The sequence below is a fragment of the Microbacterium barkeri genome, assembly GCF_027921765.1.
Lineage (GTDB): Bacteria > Actinomycetota > Actinomycetes > Actinomycetales > Microbacteriaceae > Microbacterium > Microbacterium barkeri.
The window spans coordinates 72,939-88,780 of sequence record NZ_BSEJ01000005.1 but is presented as its reverse complement, the minus strand read 5'-3'; the positions used below and the strand labels follow the sequence as shown (position 1 = coordinate 88,780).

The 15,842-nt window shown below is 74.2% G+C and carries 11 protein-coding genes; 4 read left to right on the top strand and 7 right to left on the bottom strand.

Features of this window, described 5'->3' with window-relative positions:
• Positions 1 to 14: 14 nt before the first annotated feature.
• The 4 genes from cofC to cofG are packed head-to-tail and all read right to left on the bottom strand — an operon-like array spanning position 15 to position 5,630.
• The gene (gene cofC, locus PKE79_RS06785; RefSeq protein ID WP_271172923.1) at positions 15 to 668 is read right to left on the bottom strand and encodes a 2-phospho-L-lactate guanylyltransferase; all 654 of its coding nucleotides are present in this window, start codon (positions 666 to 668) and stop codon (positions 15 to 17) included.
• Positions 665 to 1,678: a glucose-6-phosphate dehydrogenase (coenzyme-F420) gene (gene fgd / locus PKE79_RS06780; RefSeq protein ID WP_271172922.1), complete on the bottom strand. Its 1,014-nt coding sequence runs from the start codon at positions 1,676 to 1,678 to the stop codon at positions 665 to 667. Before fgd ends, cofC begins: the two co-directional genes overlap by 4 nt.
• Complete coding sequence (locus tag PKE79_RS06775; RefSeq protein ID WP_271172921.1) at positions 1,675 to 3,222, bottom strand: flavin-containing monooxygenase; 1,548 nt, start codon at positions 3,220 to 3,222, stop codon at positions 1,675 to 1,677. Before PKE79_RS06775 ends, fgd begins: the two co-directional genes overlap by 4 nt.
• A complete protein-coding gene (cofG, locus tag PKE79_RS06770; RefSeq protein WP_271172920.1) occupies positions 3,219 to 5,630 on the bottom strand; it encodes a 7,8-didemethyl-8-hydroxy-5-deazariboflavin synthase CofG in 2,412 nt (803 codons plus the stop codon). The genes PKE79_RS06775 and cofG overlap by 4 nt, the downstream gene beginning before the upstream one ends.
• A 115-nt stretch (positions 5,631 to 5,745) precedes the next feature.
• Between cofG and PKE79_RS06765 the strand changes: the two genes are divergently transcribed.
• A complete protein-coding gene (locus PKE79_RS06765) occupies positions 5,746 to 6,195 on the top strand; it encodes a hypothetical protein (RefSeq protein WP_271172919.1) in 450 nt (149 codons plus the stop codon).
• A gap of 16 nt (positions 6,196 to 6,211) precedes the next feature.
• Here the strand turns inward: PKE79_RS06765 and PKE79_RS06760 are convergent, their stop codons facing one another.
• Entirely contained in the window at positions 6,212 to 8,614 is a 2,403-nt protein-coding gene (locus tag PKE79_RS06760; RefSeq protein ID WP_271172918.1) for an ATP-binding cassette domain-containing protein, read from the bottom strand.
• A 138-nt stretch (positions 8,615 to 8,752) separates the two neighbouring features.
• Between PKE79_RS06760 and PKE79_RS06755 the strand changes: the two genes are divergently transcribed.
• Positions 8,753 to 9,850 carry an enoyl-CoA hydratase/isomerase family protein gene (locus PKE79_RS06755; protein ID WP_271172917.1) on the top strand — a complete coding sequence of 366 codons (1,098 nt, stop codon included), beginning with the start codon at positions 8,753 to 8,755 and terminating at the stop codon, positions 9,848 to 9,850.
• 2 nt (positions 9,851 to 9,852) lie between these two features.
• A complete protein-coding gene (locus PKE79_RS06750; protein ID WP_271172916.1) occupies positions 9,853 to 10,695 on the top strand; it encodes a TIGR03620 family F420-dependent LLM class oxidoreductase in 843 nt (280 codons plus the stop codon).
• Positions 10,696 to 10,726: 31 nt separating this feature from the next.
• On the opposite strand, the gene PKE79_RS06745 is transcribed toward PKE79_RS06750, so the two are convergent.
• Together PKE79_RS06745 and PKE79_RS06740 are read right to left on the bottom strand one after the other, a co-directional pair.
• Entirely contained in the window at positions 10,727 to 11,818 is a 1,092-nt protein-coding gene (locus PKE79_RS06745) for a substrate-binding domain-containing protein (RefSeq protein ID WP_271172915.1), read from the bottom strand.
• The gene (locus PKE79_RS06740) at positions 11,815 to 13,713 is read right to left on the bottom strand and encodes a heparinase II/III domain-containing protein (protein ID WP_271172914.1); all 1,899 of its coding nucleotides are present in this window, start codon (positions 13,711 to 13,713) and stop codon (positions 11,815 to 11,817) included. Before PKE79_RS06740 ends, PKE79_RS06745 begins: the two co-directional genes overlap by 4 nt.
• Before the next feature lie 143 nt (positions 13,714 to 13,856).
• Here PKE79_RS06740 and PKE79_RS06735 point away from each other — a divergent pair, with 143 nt between their 5' ends.
• The gene (locus tag PKE79_RS06735) at positions 13,857 to 15,812 is read left to right on the top strand and encodes a DUF2264 domain-containing protein (protein ID WP_271172913.1); all 1,956 of its coding nucleotides are present in this window, start codon (positions 13,857 to 13,859) and stop codon (positions 15,810 to 15,812) included.
• The last annotated feature ends 30 nt before the right edge of the window (positions 15,813 to 15,842 follow it).

Genomic DNA, 15,842 nt, shown 5'->3' with positions numbered 1-15,842 from the left:
TGGCGCGACGCTGTTCAGCCCAGCAGCGTCGCGGTCCGCGAGCCGAGGCCGAGTGCGGCGGCGGCGCGCAGCTGCTCGACGGTGTCGACGTCGCGGCGCAGCGTCGATTCCTGCGCCACCCCGAGGTCGACGTGCCCCGCCGCCCGGTGCGCCGCGGCCGAGTCCGCTCCGAAGGCCGGCACGAGTGCGGTGCCCGCGCGCGCCGTGATGAGGGTGGATCCCGTGCCCTCGGCGTCCGCGACGAGCCCGAGCCGCGCCGCGCCGGCGAGCGCGAGCGCGGCATCGAGGTCTGCCGGTCGGAGCGCGGGCAGGTCGCCCAGGAGCACCGCCCGCGGGAGGACGCGGTCGATCGTCGCGAGCCCGCGGCGGATGGCGGCGTTCAGCCCCGCGGGCTCGGACTCGCGGACGATGCGGATGGGGGCGGATGGCCGTGCGCGCGCGGGCGGGGGTGTGCTGTCTGCGAGGCCCTCCGGCCATCCGGAGGCCGCCGTGACGACGACGACCTCGGCGACCCGCGAGGCGCGCGCGACCGCGTCGACCGTGTCACGCGCGATCGCGTCGGCGAGCGCCGCGCGATCGACGCCGGGCGCCTCGAGCCGCGACTTCCCCCGTGCGGGCGGCTTCACGGGGATGACGACGTGCCAGGCGAAGCCCGCGTCGCCGTTCACGCCCCGTACTCGGCGCGGAGCCGAGGCAGCACCTCCTCGCCGTAGAGGCGCAGGAAGGTCTCCTGGTCGTGACCGGGGTCGTGGAATACGAGGTGCCGGAAGCCCAGGTCGATCCAGGTGCGGATCGCCGCGAGGTGCTCGTCGACGTCGTCCGACACGATGAATCGCGAGGCGGCGCGCTCGGTGGGCAGCTGCTCGGCGAGGCGCTGCATCTCGAGCGGGTCGTCCACGCCCATCTTCTCCTCGGGGCTCAGGGCGAGCGGGGCCCAGAAGCGCGTGTTCTCGAGCGCCTGGGCGCGGTCGTGGCGGAAGGAGACCTTGACCTCGAGAAGCGTGTCGACGTCTGACCGGTCGCGGCCCGCCTTGGCGAGCCCTTCGTCGAATGCCGGCAGGAGCTTCTCACGGTACAGCTCGGGAGCCTTGCCGCTCGTCGTGATGTAGCCGTCGGCGATCCGACCGGCGAGCCGCGTCGCCGCGGGGCCCGAGGCGCCGATGTAGATGGGCACGAGCTCGTCCGGGCGGTCGTAGATCGTGGCGTTGCGCACCGAGTAGTACGTGCCGTCGAAGGTCACGCGATCGTCGGTCCACAGCCGGCGGATGAGCGTGATCGCCTCCTTCATGCGCTGGAACCGCTCGGGCGACTCGGGCCAGTCGAGTCCGAGGGTGACCTCGTTGAGCGCCTCGCCCGTGCCGACGCCGAGGATCATCCGCCCGGGGTGCATGGCGCCGAGTGTGCCGAACGCCTGGGCCACGACGCCGGGGTGGTAGCGGAAGGTCGGCGTGAGCACTGACGTGCCGAGCAGCACGCGCGAGGTGCGCTCGGCCGCGGCGCCGAGCCAGGGCAGCGCGGCGGGCGCGTGGCCTCCCTCGTGCATCCACGGCTGAAGGTGGTCGCTGAGGAACACCGAGTCGAACCCGACCTCCTCGGCGAGGATCGCGTAGTCGAGCAGCTCGCGCGGCCCGAACTGCTCGGACGAGGCCTTGTAGCCGAACCGGAAGGGGATGGTCATGACAGGGCTCCTTCGGAGGTGAGGACGGCGGATGGCTCGAGCAGGTCGCGCGCGACGCGCGCGAGACGCTCGCGGAAGGCGGCGACGGTCCCCGGCCAGAGGAGCGTGAGCCGGCCGCTGCGGGAGTCGACGTACCAGCTCTCGCAGCCGCCCGACACCCACGGGGTCCCGGTCGAGCGCTCGACGATCTCCCGCGTGTAGGCGGCCTCGTCCTGCGCGCTCACGCGCACGTCGAGTCCCCGGGTGATGAGAGCCGCGGCGAAGGCGGCCTGCTCCTCGAGGATGAGCACGGCCGAGTTGTGGCCGAGCGCCGCGTTCGGCCCGCCGAGGATGAAGAGGTTCGGGAAGCCGTGCACGAGGGTCGAGCCGACCGAGCGCATGCCGTCGGACCAGTGCGCATCGAGGGATCGACCGTGCTCTCCGGTCACGAGGGGAGCGTAGGGCTGGCGGGTGGAGGCGAAGCCCGTGGCGAGGACGACCGCGTCGGCCGCGTGCCGCGTGCCGTCGGCCGCGACGAGCGCGCCGTTCTCCACGGCGGCCAGGGCCGACGGCACGAGACGCACGGCATCCGAGGCGACGGCCGGGTAGAACGCGTCGCTCAGGAGCACGCGCTTGCAGCCGAACGCGTAATCCGGGGTGAGAGCGGCGCGCAGGGCCGGGTCCGCCACCTGCGAGGCGAGGTGGGCGCGCGCGACGGCCTCGGCTTCGGCGGCCGCCGCGCGGTCGCCGGAGCGCGACGCGAAGCGCGCCTCGCCCTCGCGGAGCAGCTCGTCGCGCAGGTGCGCGGCGGCCGACGGCTCGCGCAGGGCGGCGCGCTCCTCGGGGCCGTACACCCGGTCGCCCTTGGGGACGATCCACGCGGGCGTGCGCTGGAAGAGCACGACCTCGGCGCCCGCATCGACGAGGGCGGGCACGAGCTGCACCGCGCTCGCCCCTGCGCCGACGACCGCGATCCGGCGCCCCGCGACGTCCTGGGTGTGATCCCACCGTGCGGAGTGGAAGAGCGGGCTGGGGAAGGTCTCGAGCCCCACGACGTCAGGGATCCGCGGCTCGGTGAGCCGCCCGCACGCGAGGACGAGATGTCGCGCCCGGATCTCCTCGGGACACGACGCAGGATCCTCTCGGCCCGCCGCACCGGGAATCCGGTTCCCGCGCGCGGAGCCGCTCGGAGGTCCTGCGATGTGTCCCGGGCCGGTGCGCACGGCCCACTCGTCGCCGTCCCACCGTGCGTCGATCAGCGCGGTGCCGAAGCGGATCCGCGTGTCGAGCCCCTCGTCGCGCGCGATCCGCTCGAGGTACTCCCGGATCTCCGCGCCGGGAGCGAACACGCGCGTCCAGTCGGGGGACGGATGGCTCGCGAGCCCGTACAGATGAGAGGGCACGTCGCACGCGACGCCGGGGTAGGTGTTGTCGCGCCACGTGCCGCCGACTCCGTCGGCGCGCTCGATGATCGCGAAGTCGTCGACGCCCTGGGCTCGGAGGGCGAGCGCGGCCGCGAGGCCTGCGAAGCCGGCGCCGACGATGAGCGTGCCGACGCGGATCATCCGCCGCTCCGCTGGACGTCTCCGTAGGTCGTCGTCCGCTGCCGGAACGGCCGGAACAGCCGCTTCGCGATGCCGCGCGCCGTGTCGAGCGGCAGCTCGAGGCCGGCCTCGACCCCCGCGCGAGGCGCGACGCGTCCGTCGAGCAGCGTTCCGCCGAGGTCGTCGCCGCCCGCGCGCAGGAGGTCGGCCGACAGCTCGAGGCCGTGACGCGTCCACGGGATCTGCACGTGCGCGATGGCGCCCGACAGCATGAGGCGAGACACCGCGACCATGGCACGGTGCTCATCGCGCGGGCTGCGGCCGTCGACGAGCGGCCGGCCCCAGCCCGGCATCGGGATCGGCACGAACTCGGAGAACCCTCCGGTCTCGCGCTGGATGGCCAGGAGCCTGCGGAGGTGGGCGATGCGCTCCGCGGCGGTCTCGACGTGCCCGTAGAACAGGACGGATGTCGAGCGGAAGCCCGCGCGGTGGGCGGCCGTGATGGTCTCGATCCAGCGGTCGATCTCGAGGTCGCCGGGCGCGACCTCGGCGCGCACGCGCTCGCTCAGGATCTTGACTCCCGTTCCCGGCACCGTGTCGACTCCCGCCTCGCGCAGCGCGGCGAGAGCGCCGTCGACCCCGAGCCCCGCGCGGTCGGCGAGGTCGGCGACATCCTGCGGGCGGAAGGCGTGGAGATGGATGGCCGGGGCCGCGCGCTTCACGGCGCGAGCGATCTCGAGGTACGCCTCGGGCTCCTCGCCCGGCGCGAGGAGGCCCTGCACGCAGATCTCCGTGAGACCGAGGTCGACCGCGTCGCGCGCGGCGTCCTCGAGGAGCGGGAGGTCGAACTCGTCATCCGCCCGGCCGCCTCGCGCGCGGAAGCCGGTCGAGGCGATGTTGCGGTTCGCGACGATGCTCACGGTCTCGCCGACGGTGTACCGGCGCACGTCGTCGGCCGTCTGCACGAGGGCCTCGAGCTCGTCGCCGGTCGCGGTGAGGAGGCGCTCCCACTCCGCGTCGTCGAGCGCTCCAGGGTCCTGCGCGGCGCGCTCGATGACGGCGGCGATGAGCCCGCCGGGCGACCACAGTGCAGGAGTCTCGACCGCGCCCGCATCGGGGGAGCGGTCTCCCGGCTCCTGCGGGCGCGGAACTCCTGCGTCGTGTCCCGCTCGGGGCGAGCGCGCCTCGGGGCGCACGATGCCGCCATCCGCCGCGCGTCGCGCGAGCCCGCTCTCGTCGGCGAGGGCGCGCGTCGCACCGCGGATGGCCGCGTCGACCCAGGCGTCCGCGTGCACGTACTCGGGGTGGGCCGTGAGGCGCTCGCGCAGCGTGAAGCCGAGCTCGGCCGTGCGCGCCGCGAGATCGTCGAGGTGCGGCCACGGGCGCTCGGGGTTCACGTGGTCGGCGGTGAGCGGTGAGACGCCGCCCCAGTCGTCGGCGCCCGCGCGGAGGAGGAGCGCGAACTCCTGCGGGTCGGACAGGTTCGGCGGCACCTGCACGCGCATGCGCGGCCCCAGGACGAGCCGCGTCACGGCGACGGCCATCGCGTGCTCGTGGAGGGCGGCGTCGGGCGCGTCCTGCATCGCGGTCCGCGGCTTCGCGCGGAAGTTCTGGACGATGACCTCCTGCACGTGCCCGTGGCGCTCGTGCACGTCGCGGAGGGCGATCATCGACTCCGCGCGGTCGCGGAGCGTCTCGCCGATCCCGACGAGGATGCCCGAGGTGAAGGGGATGCGGGCGCGGCCGGCGTTCTCGAGCAGCTCGAGCCGGACGAGGGGGTCCTTGTCGGGCGAGCCGTGGTGCACGCGCCCCGGCTCCGTGAAGAGCGCGCGCGAGGTCGTCTCGAGCATGACGCCCATCGAGGGGGCGAACGGGCGCAGCGCCGCGAGCTCGTCGGGGCTCATCACGCCGGGGTTCAGGTGGGGGAGGAGACCCGTCTCGTCGACGATCAGCTCGGCCATCGCGCCGACGTACTCGAGAGTCGACGCGTAGCCGTGCTCGTCGAGCCAGGCGCGCGCCTCGGGCCACCGGTCCTCGGGGCGATCGCCGAGCGTGAGCAGCGCCTCCTTGCAGCCGAGCGCCTGCCCCTGTCGGGCGACGGCGAGCACCTGCTCGGGCGACATGTACGCGGGCTTCGCCTTCTTGAGCAGCTGGCCGGGGGTGTCGACGAAGACGCAGTAGTGGCAGCGGTCGCGGCACAGCGTCGTGAGGGGGATGAACACCTTGCGCGAGTACGTCACGACACCGGGTCGGCCCGCGAGGGCGAGCCCCTCGTCGCGCGTGCGCGCGGCGAGATCGAACACGCACTCGGCATCGGGGCCCGTCGCCTCGAGGAGCGCGAGCGCGTCGTCGGCGTCGAGGCGCTCCCCGCGCTCGGCCTTTCGCAGAGCGGCGGCGAGAGCCGGAGCGTTCGCGCTGAGCAGGGTCACCGATCCAGTCTCGCACCGTGCGCGGCGACGGGCGCCGCCGCGGACAGCGCGGCCGCGGCGAAGCTGTGCGAACTCACCAGCCTCTCGGGAGGAGTCCGCTGGCAGGATGGATGCCATGGTCACCCTGCTCCTCGATCACGCGCAGCTCGAGATCTCGCTGTCGGCCACCGAGCGCGCCCTCGCGTTCCGCCGCACGAGCATCCGCGTCGAGCGCTCGTCGATCGTCAAGGTGCAGCTCACGGACGACCCGTGGACCTGGCTGCGCGGCGTGCGCGCCCGCGGCACGTTCCTGCCCGGCTTCACGGCGCTCGGCACGTGGCGGACGGAGACCGGAGACGACTTCGTCGCGGTGCGCGGCCGCCGTCTGCCCGGTGTCGTGATCGATCTGGATGGCGAGGGCGAGTTCGAGCGTCTCGTCATCTCGACACGTCACGGCCTCGCGCTCACGCGAGCGCTGCGCCTCAACCTCGACGAGGCCGCCGAGGCCGTCGAGCTGGGCGCGGAGCCTGCGAAGGAGCCGCAGCGCACACCGCGCCCCGCCTCGCGCCCCGCTCCCGCGATCTGAGCCGGCGGCGCCGTCGTCAGTCGGCGTCGTCCTCGGTGGGCTGCTCGGTGCCCTCGTAGGTCACCGGGTCGACGCCCGCTCCGCGCAGGATGTCGTCGAACGAGAACCCTTCCTCGTTCTCACCCTCGACGACGGCCGCGTCCTCCTCCTCGGTGGACTCCTCGGCGCCGATCATCGGCACGGCCACGGTCTCCGTCGAGAGGTGGTCGATGGTCGGGATGGCGATGGTCGGCTCGCCCGGCTCGTGCTCATCGGCGTCGTGGCCCAGGAACGCGGCCGCGCCGCCGACCGGCTCGTCGCCGCCGGCCAGGAGGTTCGCCAGACGCGCCGACCCCGGCAGGCCGCCCGCGAACGGAGCCGCCTCGGCGTCCTCGGCGTCCTCGCCACCGTCGAACTCGACGACCGCATCGGGCTCCTCGAGCACGTCGGGGCTGTCGGCGTCGTCGCGAGGAGCATCCTCGTCGCCCTCGTGCCGATCGTGGGGAGCCTCCGACGGGTCGGAATCGGCCGCGAAGGCGTCGGCCGGGGCGTCGGCGTCGTCGGCCTCTGGCGTCCAGTCCTCGTGGCTCTCGGCGACGTGCTCGGGAGCTGCGGGAGCCTCGTCGTCCCACGCGTGCGCGGCGCCGGGGTCGCCGTCCATGGCCGGAGCCTGGAGGAAGGCGTCGGCCTCGGCGACCTCGCGCTCGAAGTCGGCGTCGGTGGTCGGCGCAGGAGCGGCGGGGATGTGCCACGTGGGCACCGGCGCCGGCGCGTCGGCGACGAACGGCGCGTCTTCGATCGGCGCGTCCTCGGGGGCGGTGTGCTCGGGCGCTTCCGCGGCAGCGTCGTCGCCTTCGGCGTCGTCCTCATCGCCCGCGGCCTCGTACTCCGCCGGCGCGTAGTCCTCGGTCTCGTCGGAGGCCGGCTCGTCGGAGGCCGGCTCGTCCGAGGTCGGCTCGCCGGAGGCCGTCTCGTCGGAGGCTGGCTCGTCCGAGTTCGGCTCGCCGGAGGCCGTCTCGTCGGCGTCCGTCTCGCCCTCTGCGTCCGCAGCGCCCTGGGGTGCGGCGTCTTCCGCGTCCGCCTCGGCGTCTTCCGCGTTCTCACCGGCGTCGGCGTCGGCCGGCTGCTCGTCGGTCGCGTCCGTCACGATGGCGGCCACGCCGACTCCGGCAGCGGCGCCCGCGGCCGCAGTCACGCCGACCTCGGCGGGGGAGAGACCCGCGTCCTCGGAGTTCGACTCCGCGTCCTCGCGGCGGTCGGCCTCGGCGTCCACGGTCGTCGCGTCCGCCTCATCTGAGACATCCGCAGCCGCGCCATCTGAGACATCCGCAGCCGCGCCATCCGAGACATCCGCAGCTGCGACATCCGAGACATCCGCAGCTGCGACATCCGAGACATCCGCAGCTGCGACATCCGAGACATCCGCAGGCGCCGCGTCCGCGTCACCTGAGACATCCGCGTCCGCGTCCGCGTCACGCGAGACATCCGCGACCGCGCCGTCCGCGGCACCCGCCGTCGGCGGCAGCGCCGCGGTCATCGGCGGCACGTACTCGCCGCTCACGAGCTGGATGAAGACGTCCTCGAGGCTGGGGCTGCGCTGCTGCAGCGTGGTGAGCGCGACACCGGCCTGCGCGGCGAGTGCGCCGATCTCCGCGGCCGAGGCGCCCTGCACGTTGATGCCCGAGCGCAGCAGCTCGACCTCGTAGCCCGCGTCGCGCAGGGCGCGCGAGAGCGCGGCGCGGTCGAGCGAGTCGACGGCGACCGTCTGCGACGACGCGTCCTCGAGGTCCTCGATGGCACCCGCGAAGACGAGCGAGCCGTTCGAGATGACGAGGAGCCGGTCCGCGACCTGCTGGATCTCGCTGAGCAGGTGCGATGACACGAGCACCGTGCGGCCCTCATCGGCGAGGCGGCGCATGAGGAGGCGCATCCACCGGATGCCCTCGGGGTCGAGTCCGTTCGCGGGCTCGTCGAGGACGAGCACGCCGGGGTCGCCGATCATCGCCTCCGCGACCGCGAGTCGCTGCGTCATGCCGAGGGAGTAGCCCGAGATGCGCATGTCGGCGACCTCGGAGAGGCCCACGAGCGCGAGCACCTCGGCCACGCGCGACGAAGGCACACCGGCCTGACGTGCGACCGTGCTCAGGTGCTTGACCGCCGTTCGGCGCGCCCGGAACGTCGGCGACTCCGACACCCAGCCCACGACGCGGCGCGGGCTGGAGAGCTGCGCGAACGTCTTGCCGCCGATCGTCGCGGTGCCCGCGTTGGCGCGCAGCTGCCCGAGGAGGATCCGCAGCGTCGTCGTCTTGCCCGCCCCGTTGGGGCCGAGGAACGCGGTCACGAAGCCGGGGTCCACGCGGGCGGTGAAGTCCGAGACAGCGGCGATCCCGTCGAAGGTCTTCGTGACGCCCGTGAACTCGAGCACCTTGCCGTCGGTCATGGTGACCCCTTCATCTGCATGCATGTTCCCCCTATCTTGTCGGAATCCCGCTGAGAACCGTGGCACATCGGCGCAAACCCCTGCGTGGGCACCCCGCGGCCGGGGCCAGGACGCGCGCCGGGTAACGTGGCACGCGTGATGGACACGACGCCTTCGGCCAGAGTCGCCGCGAAGATGCAGAGCGGGGTGGGGCGCATCACGCTCGACCGCCCCGAGGCCATCAACGCCCTCTCGCTCGAGATGCTCCAGGCCGTGGGCGAGATCCTGGACGGATGGCGGGATGAGCCGGATGTCGCGATCGTGCTGCTCGAGGGCGCCGGCGACCGCGGGTTCTCGGCGGGCGGCGACATCCGCGCCCTGTACGCGAGCATGCTCGACGGCGGTGAGCCGGCCGCCGAGCCGTTCTTCCGCGTCGAGTACCGCGTCGACGCCGAGGTCGCCGCGTATCCCAAGCCCATCGTCGCGATCGCCGACGGCGTCACCATGGGCGGCGGGATCGGGCTCGCCGGCAACGCGCACGTCCGCATCGTGACCGAGCGCTCGCGCCTCGCGATGCCCGAGACGCGCATCGGATTCTCGCCCGACGCCGGCGGATCGTGGCTCCTCGCGCACGCGCCAGGCCGTCTCGGCGAGTACCTCGCGCTCACGAGCGACACGATGGACGCCGCCGACGCCATCCACTGCGGCTTCGCCGACCACTACGTCCCGAGCGACCGCATCCCGTCGGTCGTGGACGCCCTCGAGATGCGCGCGGACCCGGCCACGCCGACCGAGCTCGTCATGCTCTTCGACGAGACGCCGGAGCCGAGCCGGATCCAGCGCGCGCAGCCGTGGATCGACCGCGCCTTCTCGGCCGACACGCTCCCCGAGATCCGCGAGCGGCTCGAGCAGCTGGTCGCGGAGGGCGTCGCCGCCGACGAGAACCCGTCGCCGGCCACGGCCCTCGCGGCCCTCGACGAGCGGTCGCCGACCGCGCTCGTCGTCACGCTCGGGGCCATCCGCTCGGCTCGCGCGCTGCCGTCGCAGCGCCACGCGCTCGAGCAGGAGTACCACCTCATGTGCTGGTACCTCGCGACGCAGCCCGACCTCGTCGAGGGGATCAGGGCGCAGGTGATCGACAAGGACCGGCAGCCGCGCTGGAACCCGGCTACGGTGGCGGATGTGCACCCCGACACGGTGGGCACGGCCTTCGCGCACCGCGCGGAGCGGATGCTGTTCCCCGACCTGGAGAGGTGAGCATGACCGACAAGGCGGAGTTCGGCTTCTACGGCGTGTGGCGCCCCGCGGCGCGCCTCGACGGCGCCTTCGCCCAGGGCGTCGAGCAGCTCGGATACGGAACGCTGTGGGTGGGCGGGTCGCCCGCGCAGGACCTCGTGATCGTCGAGGAGCTCCTCGACGCGACGACGTCGATCATCGTCGCGACCGGCATCGTCAACATCTGGCAGGCCGACGCCGAGAGCGTGGCTCGAGCGTTCCATCGGATCGAGGACGCGCATCCCGGTCGGCTCGTCCTCGGCATCGGCTCGGGGCACCGCGAGGCCACGCCGCACCGGGAGAAGCCGCTCGCCGCGCTCAACGCGTACCTCGACGTGCTCGACGCGGAGGGCGTCCGCCCCGATCAGCGCGTGCTCGCGGCGCTCGGGGACCGCACGCTCGCGCTCGCCGCGGAGCGCACGCTCGGCGCCCATCCGTACCTCACCGTCCCCGCGCACACCGCGCATGCGCGCGAGGTGCTCGGCGACGCGCTCCTCGCGCCGGAGATGAAGGTCGCGCTCGCCGACTCGGCCGAGGCCGCACGCGCGACGGCCAGGGCCTACCTCGAGCGCTACTTCCGGCTGTCGAACTACGTCGACGCGCTCAAGCGCTTCGGCGCGAGAGACGAGGACTTCGCCGACGGCGGGTCGGACGAGCTCATCGACGCCGTCGCGGCGAACCCCGACCCCGAGGCCGCGGCCGCCGCGCTGCGCACGCACCTCGGCGCGGGCGCCGACCACGTGGCGCTGCAGCCGCTCGGAGACGACCCGCTCGGGTCGCTCGAGCGGCTCGCGCCGGCGCTCGGCCTCGAGCCCCTGCGGCACTGACCCGGCCGCGCCGCCGACGCGGAGCCGGCCGCTACGCCGGTGCCCCCGTCGACGCGCGCACGTTGAGCGCGGGGCTCAGCGTCACGCGGTGCACGGGACGCGACGGGTCGGCGATGCGCGCGAAGAGGAGCTCGAGCGCCGCGCGCCCGATCGCCGCACGCGGGGGAGCGACGCCCGTGAGGGCGGGCGTGAAGAGCTCGGCGAACTCGTCGTCGTAGGCGACGACGGAGAGGTCGCCCGGCACCGACAGGCCGCGCGAGAGCACGAGGTCGACGATCGCCATGGCCTCGCGGTCGGAGTGGACGAGCAGAGCGGTCACACCGGCCTTCAGCACGCTGTCGAGCATCTCGTCGACGCCCTTCGAGAAGCCGGGGGCGCCCCGGTCGGGCAGGATCCGCTCCACGTGCTCCGCGGGGGTGAGCTCGAGCTCACGGCACGCGGCCGTCCATCCGGCGATGATCTTGCGCGAGGTCGGCGAGTTGCGCGAGATGAGGAGACCGACCTTGCGGTGGCCCAGCTGCGCGAGGTGACGCGCCGCGAGCACCGCGCCGAGCGCGTGGTCGGTTGTGACGGACTCGACCGGGGCCCCGTCGGGGCGCGACACCGCCTCGCGCTCGGCGAGCACGAACGGGATCCCCGACGAGGTGAGCCACGCGATGACGTCCTGCGCGTACTCGGTGTCGGTGTTGGGCGCGACGACCAGCCCGGCGAGATCGCCTGCCTCGACCATCCGCTCGAGGACGGGGCGCTCGTCCTGCATGTCGTACGAGGTGCCGCGCAGGAGGATCGACGCGCCGTGCTCGCGGGCGGCGCCCTCGAGCGAGCGCACGACCTGCGGCCAGTAGAAGTCGAGCGACGGCACGAGCACGCCGATGCTCGCGGCCGACGCGCGGTCGGGGGAGGGGCGCCGGGCGACCACGCCTCCCGGCGGCGGCACGGCGCCGCCGTGCACGCGCATGAGCAGGCCCTCCTCCTCGAGCTGCTGGAGGTCGCGGCGCAGCGTCACGGCCGCCACGCCCAGGTCCTCGGTGAGCTGCGACACGCGGACGGCGCCCGCGCGCGCCAGCGCGTCGAGGATGAGGTCGCGGCGCGAGGCCGCGAGCGGCGCGCTCTGATCGGTCATCGTCCCTCCTCGGTCGATCCATCCTGGCGCACGGTGACCGTGAGCTCGGCGAGGCCCGACACGTCGATGTCGATGCGGACGAGGCGCTCGCCCCACACATGGGTGAGCATGGGGTCGGTGAGCGGCTGCTCGACGAGCCGTGCCGGGGCCGCGGGGTCCCACGAGAGCACGACGGGCCGCGCCCCGTCGAGCGGGACGATCCGCGCGGCGCCCGCCGCGAGGCTGACGTCGCCGGCCGCGAGCAGGCGGATCTCGGTCGCGCCGTCCCCGGGGGCGAGACGCCACGCGTCGGCGATCGCGACCGTGCGTCGCGCGCGGTCGAGGCGGATGGCGCGGCGCCAGCTCTCGAGCTCGGGCACATCGTAGGCGTCCGCGAGCTCGAGGACGAGCTCGGCGTCGCCGACGTCGACGAGGCGCGCGGCGCGCTCGCGCCCCTCCGACTGCCCCCGTCCGCGGATGAACGGGACGCTGTGCCACGCGCTCTGCATGGGCCAGAGCTCGTACCGCGCGTCGCTGAACGTCCGCGCCTCGTACGTCGGCCGGCCCGCATCCACGAGGACGGGCACTCCGTCGGACGCGACGATGACGCTCCCGACGTCGTCGTGGTTGTGGCTCTCGGCGTTGTGCCCTCCCTTGCCGACCACGGTCAGGCCGCGCGGCTCGCCCTCGCGCTCGCGGACGACGAGCATCTCGGTCGACGGGAGCCACACGCGGGCGGGCAGCGGATCGGAGCCCGGGGCGGCCGCGAGCCACGCGGGATCGGTCAGCCCGCGGAGCACCCGGCCGAGACCCTCCGGCTCGGCGACGGCGGGGCGCGACGGATCGCGGTGGAGCGCGGCGAAGGCGGCCGCCGCGTCGTCGCCGACGCGTCGCGCCGCGCGGTGGAGCGCGTGCCACGGCTGCGGCCCGGTCTGACGCGCCTGCGCGTCGGCGGCGTTCACGAACCACGGCCCGCCGAGGTGCATGCGATGCGGAAAGGCGATCGTCTCGCGCAGCGACGGGACGTCGCCGGTCACGTCGAGGCCGGTCGCGTGCGCGAGCACGTCGAGCGCCTCGAGCAGGCGGCACGCGCCGTTCCACCAGTAGGCGTAGCCCTCGTCGATCGCGCCGTCGAGGGGCAGCGCGGCGACGTAGCGGTCGAGGCCCTCGACGACGAGGGCGACGACGCGCGCCCGCTCGTCGCGCTGCTCGGGGGCGTCAAGCAGCCGCAGCGCGGCGACGAGCACGTTGCCGTGGATCCAGGGGTTCCAGTTGTGGACGTGTCCGTCGAGCCCGATCCACCGCCAGTCGCGGCGGCGGAGGAACGGCTCGAAGATCCGCACGTGCGCCTCGTGCCGCACGCGCGCCCGGATGCCGGGGAAGCGGGCCTCGAGCCGCTCGCCGACCGCGTGGTCGAGCCAGGCGAGCTGCGACACGACCTCGCCCGCGCCGAGATCGACATAGGGGTCGGTCACGGTCGCGAGGACGGCGCCGTGCCGATCGCGCGTGTCATCGTGCGCGGGCCAGCACCACGAGCTCTGCTCGCAGAGCATCACGACGCCGTCTAGCGTCTCGTCGAGCCACGTCGCCTCGCCCCCGGCGCCCGCGAGGACCGCGACGCGCGTGAGGCGCTCCTGGCGGGCGAAGGCGGGCGCCTCCCAGGCGACGCGGTCGCCGTCGCCGTGGAATCGGGCCGCGTCGTGCGCGCGGGGCTGCGGCCAGGGCTCCGGCAGCTCGCGCTCGGCACGCGCGCGGAAGGCGGCGATGGCAGCGGGGTCTGCGCGCCGCAGATCGGCGGGTGGAAGAGCGGCGTCGGGCTCAGCGAGTCGCTCGGCGAGGGCCCGGTCGAGGTTGTCCAGCTCGACGCCGGCTGCGCGCGCGAGCGCGTCTGCGAGCGGTCCACGGAAAGGGGTCATCGTCGATCTCCTCCTGCCCTCGGCGACATCCGCCGAAGTGATCAGAAACGATCATGCCCGTTCAAGATTGTGTTTGCAAGAGCGGATCTGATTGATACGCTCCTCAACGTCAGCGCGCCCGCACGCCGTTCGAAGGGGAACCCGTGACACCCGCACCCGCCCGCGCAGCGCACTCGTCCGAGTGGACGCGCGCCGACTGGACGGCCTACGCCGACCGCCTCCTGGAGGGCGCGATGGCGCACGGCTCCGCCGACCGCGGGCGCATCCTCATCCCCGGCGCCGAGGGCGGCTATGGACGCGACGTCGACGGCCTCGAGGGCTTCGCGCGCACCTTCCTCATCGCGGGCTTCCGCATCGCGGGAGAGCGCGGCCGCGGCGTCGACCACCTCATCGACTTCTTCTCGCAGGGCATCCGCGCGGGCGTCGATCCCGACGCGCCCGACCGCTGGGTGCGGATGGAGGAGCATGCGCAGGCGAAGGTCGAGGCCGCGTCGATCGCGCTCATCCTCGATCTGACCCGCCCCTGGATCTGGGATCGCCTCGACGCGCTCACGCAGCAGCGCGTGATCGACTACCTGGCTCCCGCGGTCGGCGACGACACCTATCCGCCGATCAACTGGCTGTGGTTCCGCGTCGTCGTGCAGACCTTCCTGCGCTCGGTGGGCGGCCCCTGGTCTGCCGACGACATCGCCGCGGATCTCGCGCTGCACGACACGTTCGCGCGCGGCGAGGGGTGGATGGCCGACGGCGCGGCGCGCTCGTACGACCACTACGTCGGCTGGGCGCTGCACCTCTACCCCGTGCTCTGGGCGCGCATGGCGGGCGCCGCCGATCTCGCCGGCGACCGCATCGCGGCAGACCGGGCGTCGCTCGACCGCTTCCTGCAGGACGCCGTGCACCTCGTCGGCGCCGACGGCTCGCCCCTCATCCAGGGCCGCAGCCTCATCTACCGCTTCGCGGCGGCCGCGCCGTTCTGGGCAGGCGTCGTCGCCGACGTGCCTTCGGTCTCCGCGGGCGCGCTGCGTCATGCGGCCGCACGGATCGTGTCGCACTTCGCCGACCGGGGCATCCCCGACGACCGCGGCGTGCTGACGATGGGCTGGCACGGCGAATGGCGCCAGCTCGCGCAGTCGTACTCGGGGCCGGGCTCGCCCTACTGGGCCGCCAAGGGCCTGCTCGGGATCATGCTCCCGGCCGACCATCCGGTCTGGGATGCTCCCGCAGAGCCGCTCCCGGTCGAGCGCGGCGACTTCGTGCGCGCGATCGCGGCGCCGGGGTGGATCGTCTCGGGCACGGCCACGGACGGCATCGTGCGCGTCGCGAACCACGGCACGGACCACGAGGTCGAGGGGGCGCTCGTCGCCGACTCGCCGCTGTACGCGCGGCTCGGATACTCGACCGCCACGAGCCCGCTGCTCGACGCGCGCGGATGGCGCGAGCCGCTCGAGCAGTCCGTCTCGCTCGTCGACCCGACCGGCGCCGCGACCCACCGCGCCGGGATGTCCTGCCACGGCGTGCGCGCCGGCGACGGCGTCGGCGTCGGCGCATCGACCGCGGTCGCGCACACCTTCTCGGCCGATGCCGACCAGGTCGCGCACGGCTCGGGCCTGCGCGGCACGGCAGAGGCGGTCGCGCGGCTGTCGGTCGTGTCGATCGTCCGCGGCGCGCACGAGGTGCGCCTCGCGCGAGTCGACGACCCCGAGAGCAGCCTCGCCGGATGGCGGCTGCGCTGGGGCGGATGGCCCGCCGCGGGCGCCCGGGTCGACGCGCGCGTCGAGACCGCACCCGACGCGATCGCGATCGCGTCGGTCGAGGGCACGACCAGCGCCATCCGCGCGCTCGGGCACGTCGCGAGCGCCCGGGTCGAGCAGCGACGCGACGCGAGCCCGCTCGGCGAGACCGCCGCCGTCCCCGTTCTCGAGAGCGCGGTCGTCGTCGGCGAGTGGCGCGCGGTCGAGCTCGCCCTCTCGGGCGCCGAGGAGCTGCCGCACGTGCAGCTCCGTCTCGACGGCGACAGCGCGCACATCACCTGGCCCGACGGCGTCGAGACGACGACGGCCCTCTCAGACCTCCGCCTCGCGCAGCCCGCGCAGCGGTGACCCCCGAACACCCGAAAATCCTGCAGCAAA

Coding starts and splice junctions, on each gene's coding strand:
- fgd (WP_271172922.1), bottom strand. CDS start 1,678: ATGACCATCCCCTTCCGGTTCGGCTACAAGGCCTCGTCCGAGCAGTTC.
- PKE79_RS06775 (WP_271172921.1), bottom strand. CDS start 3,222: ATGATCCGCGTCGGCACGCTCATCGTCGGCGCCGGCTTCGCAGGCCTC.
- PKE79_RS06765 (WP_271172919.1), top strand. CDS start 5,746: ATGGTCACCCTGCTCCTCGATCACGCGCAGCTCGAGATCTCGCTGTCG.
- PKE79_RS06760 (WP_271172918.1), bottom strand. CDS start 8,614: ATGACCGACGGCAAGGTGCTCGAGTTCACGGGCGTCACGAAGACCTTC.
- PKE79_RS06755 (WP_271172917.1), top strand. CDS start 8,753: ATGGACACGACGCCTTCGGCCAGAGTCGCCGCGAAGATGCAGAGCGGG.
- PKE79_RS06750 (WP_271172916.1), top strand. CDS start 9,853: ATGACCGACAAGGCGGAGTTCGGCTTCTACGGCGTGTGGCGCCCCGCG.
- PKE79_RS06745 (WP_271172915.1), bottom strand. CDS start 11,818: ATGACCGATCAGAGCGCGCCGCTCGCGGCCTCGCGCCGCGACCTCATC.
- PKE79_RS06740 (WP_271172914.1), bottom strand. CDS start 13,713: ATGACCCCTTTCCGTGGACCGCTCGCAGACGCGCTCGCGCGCGCAGCC.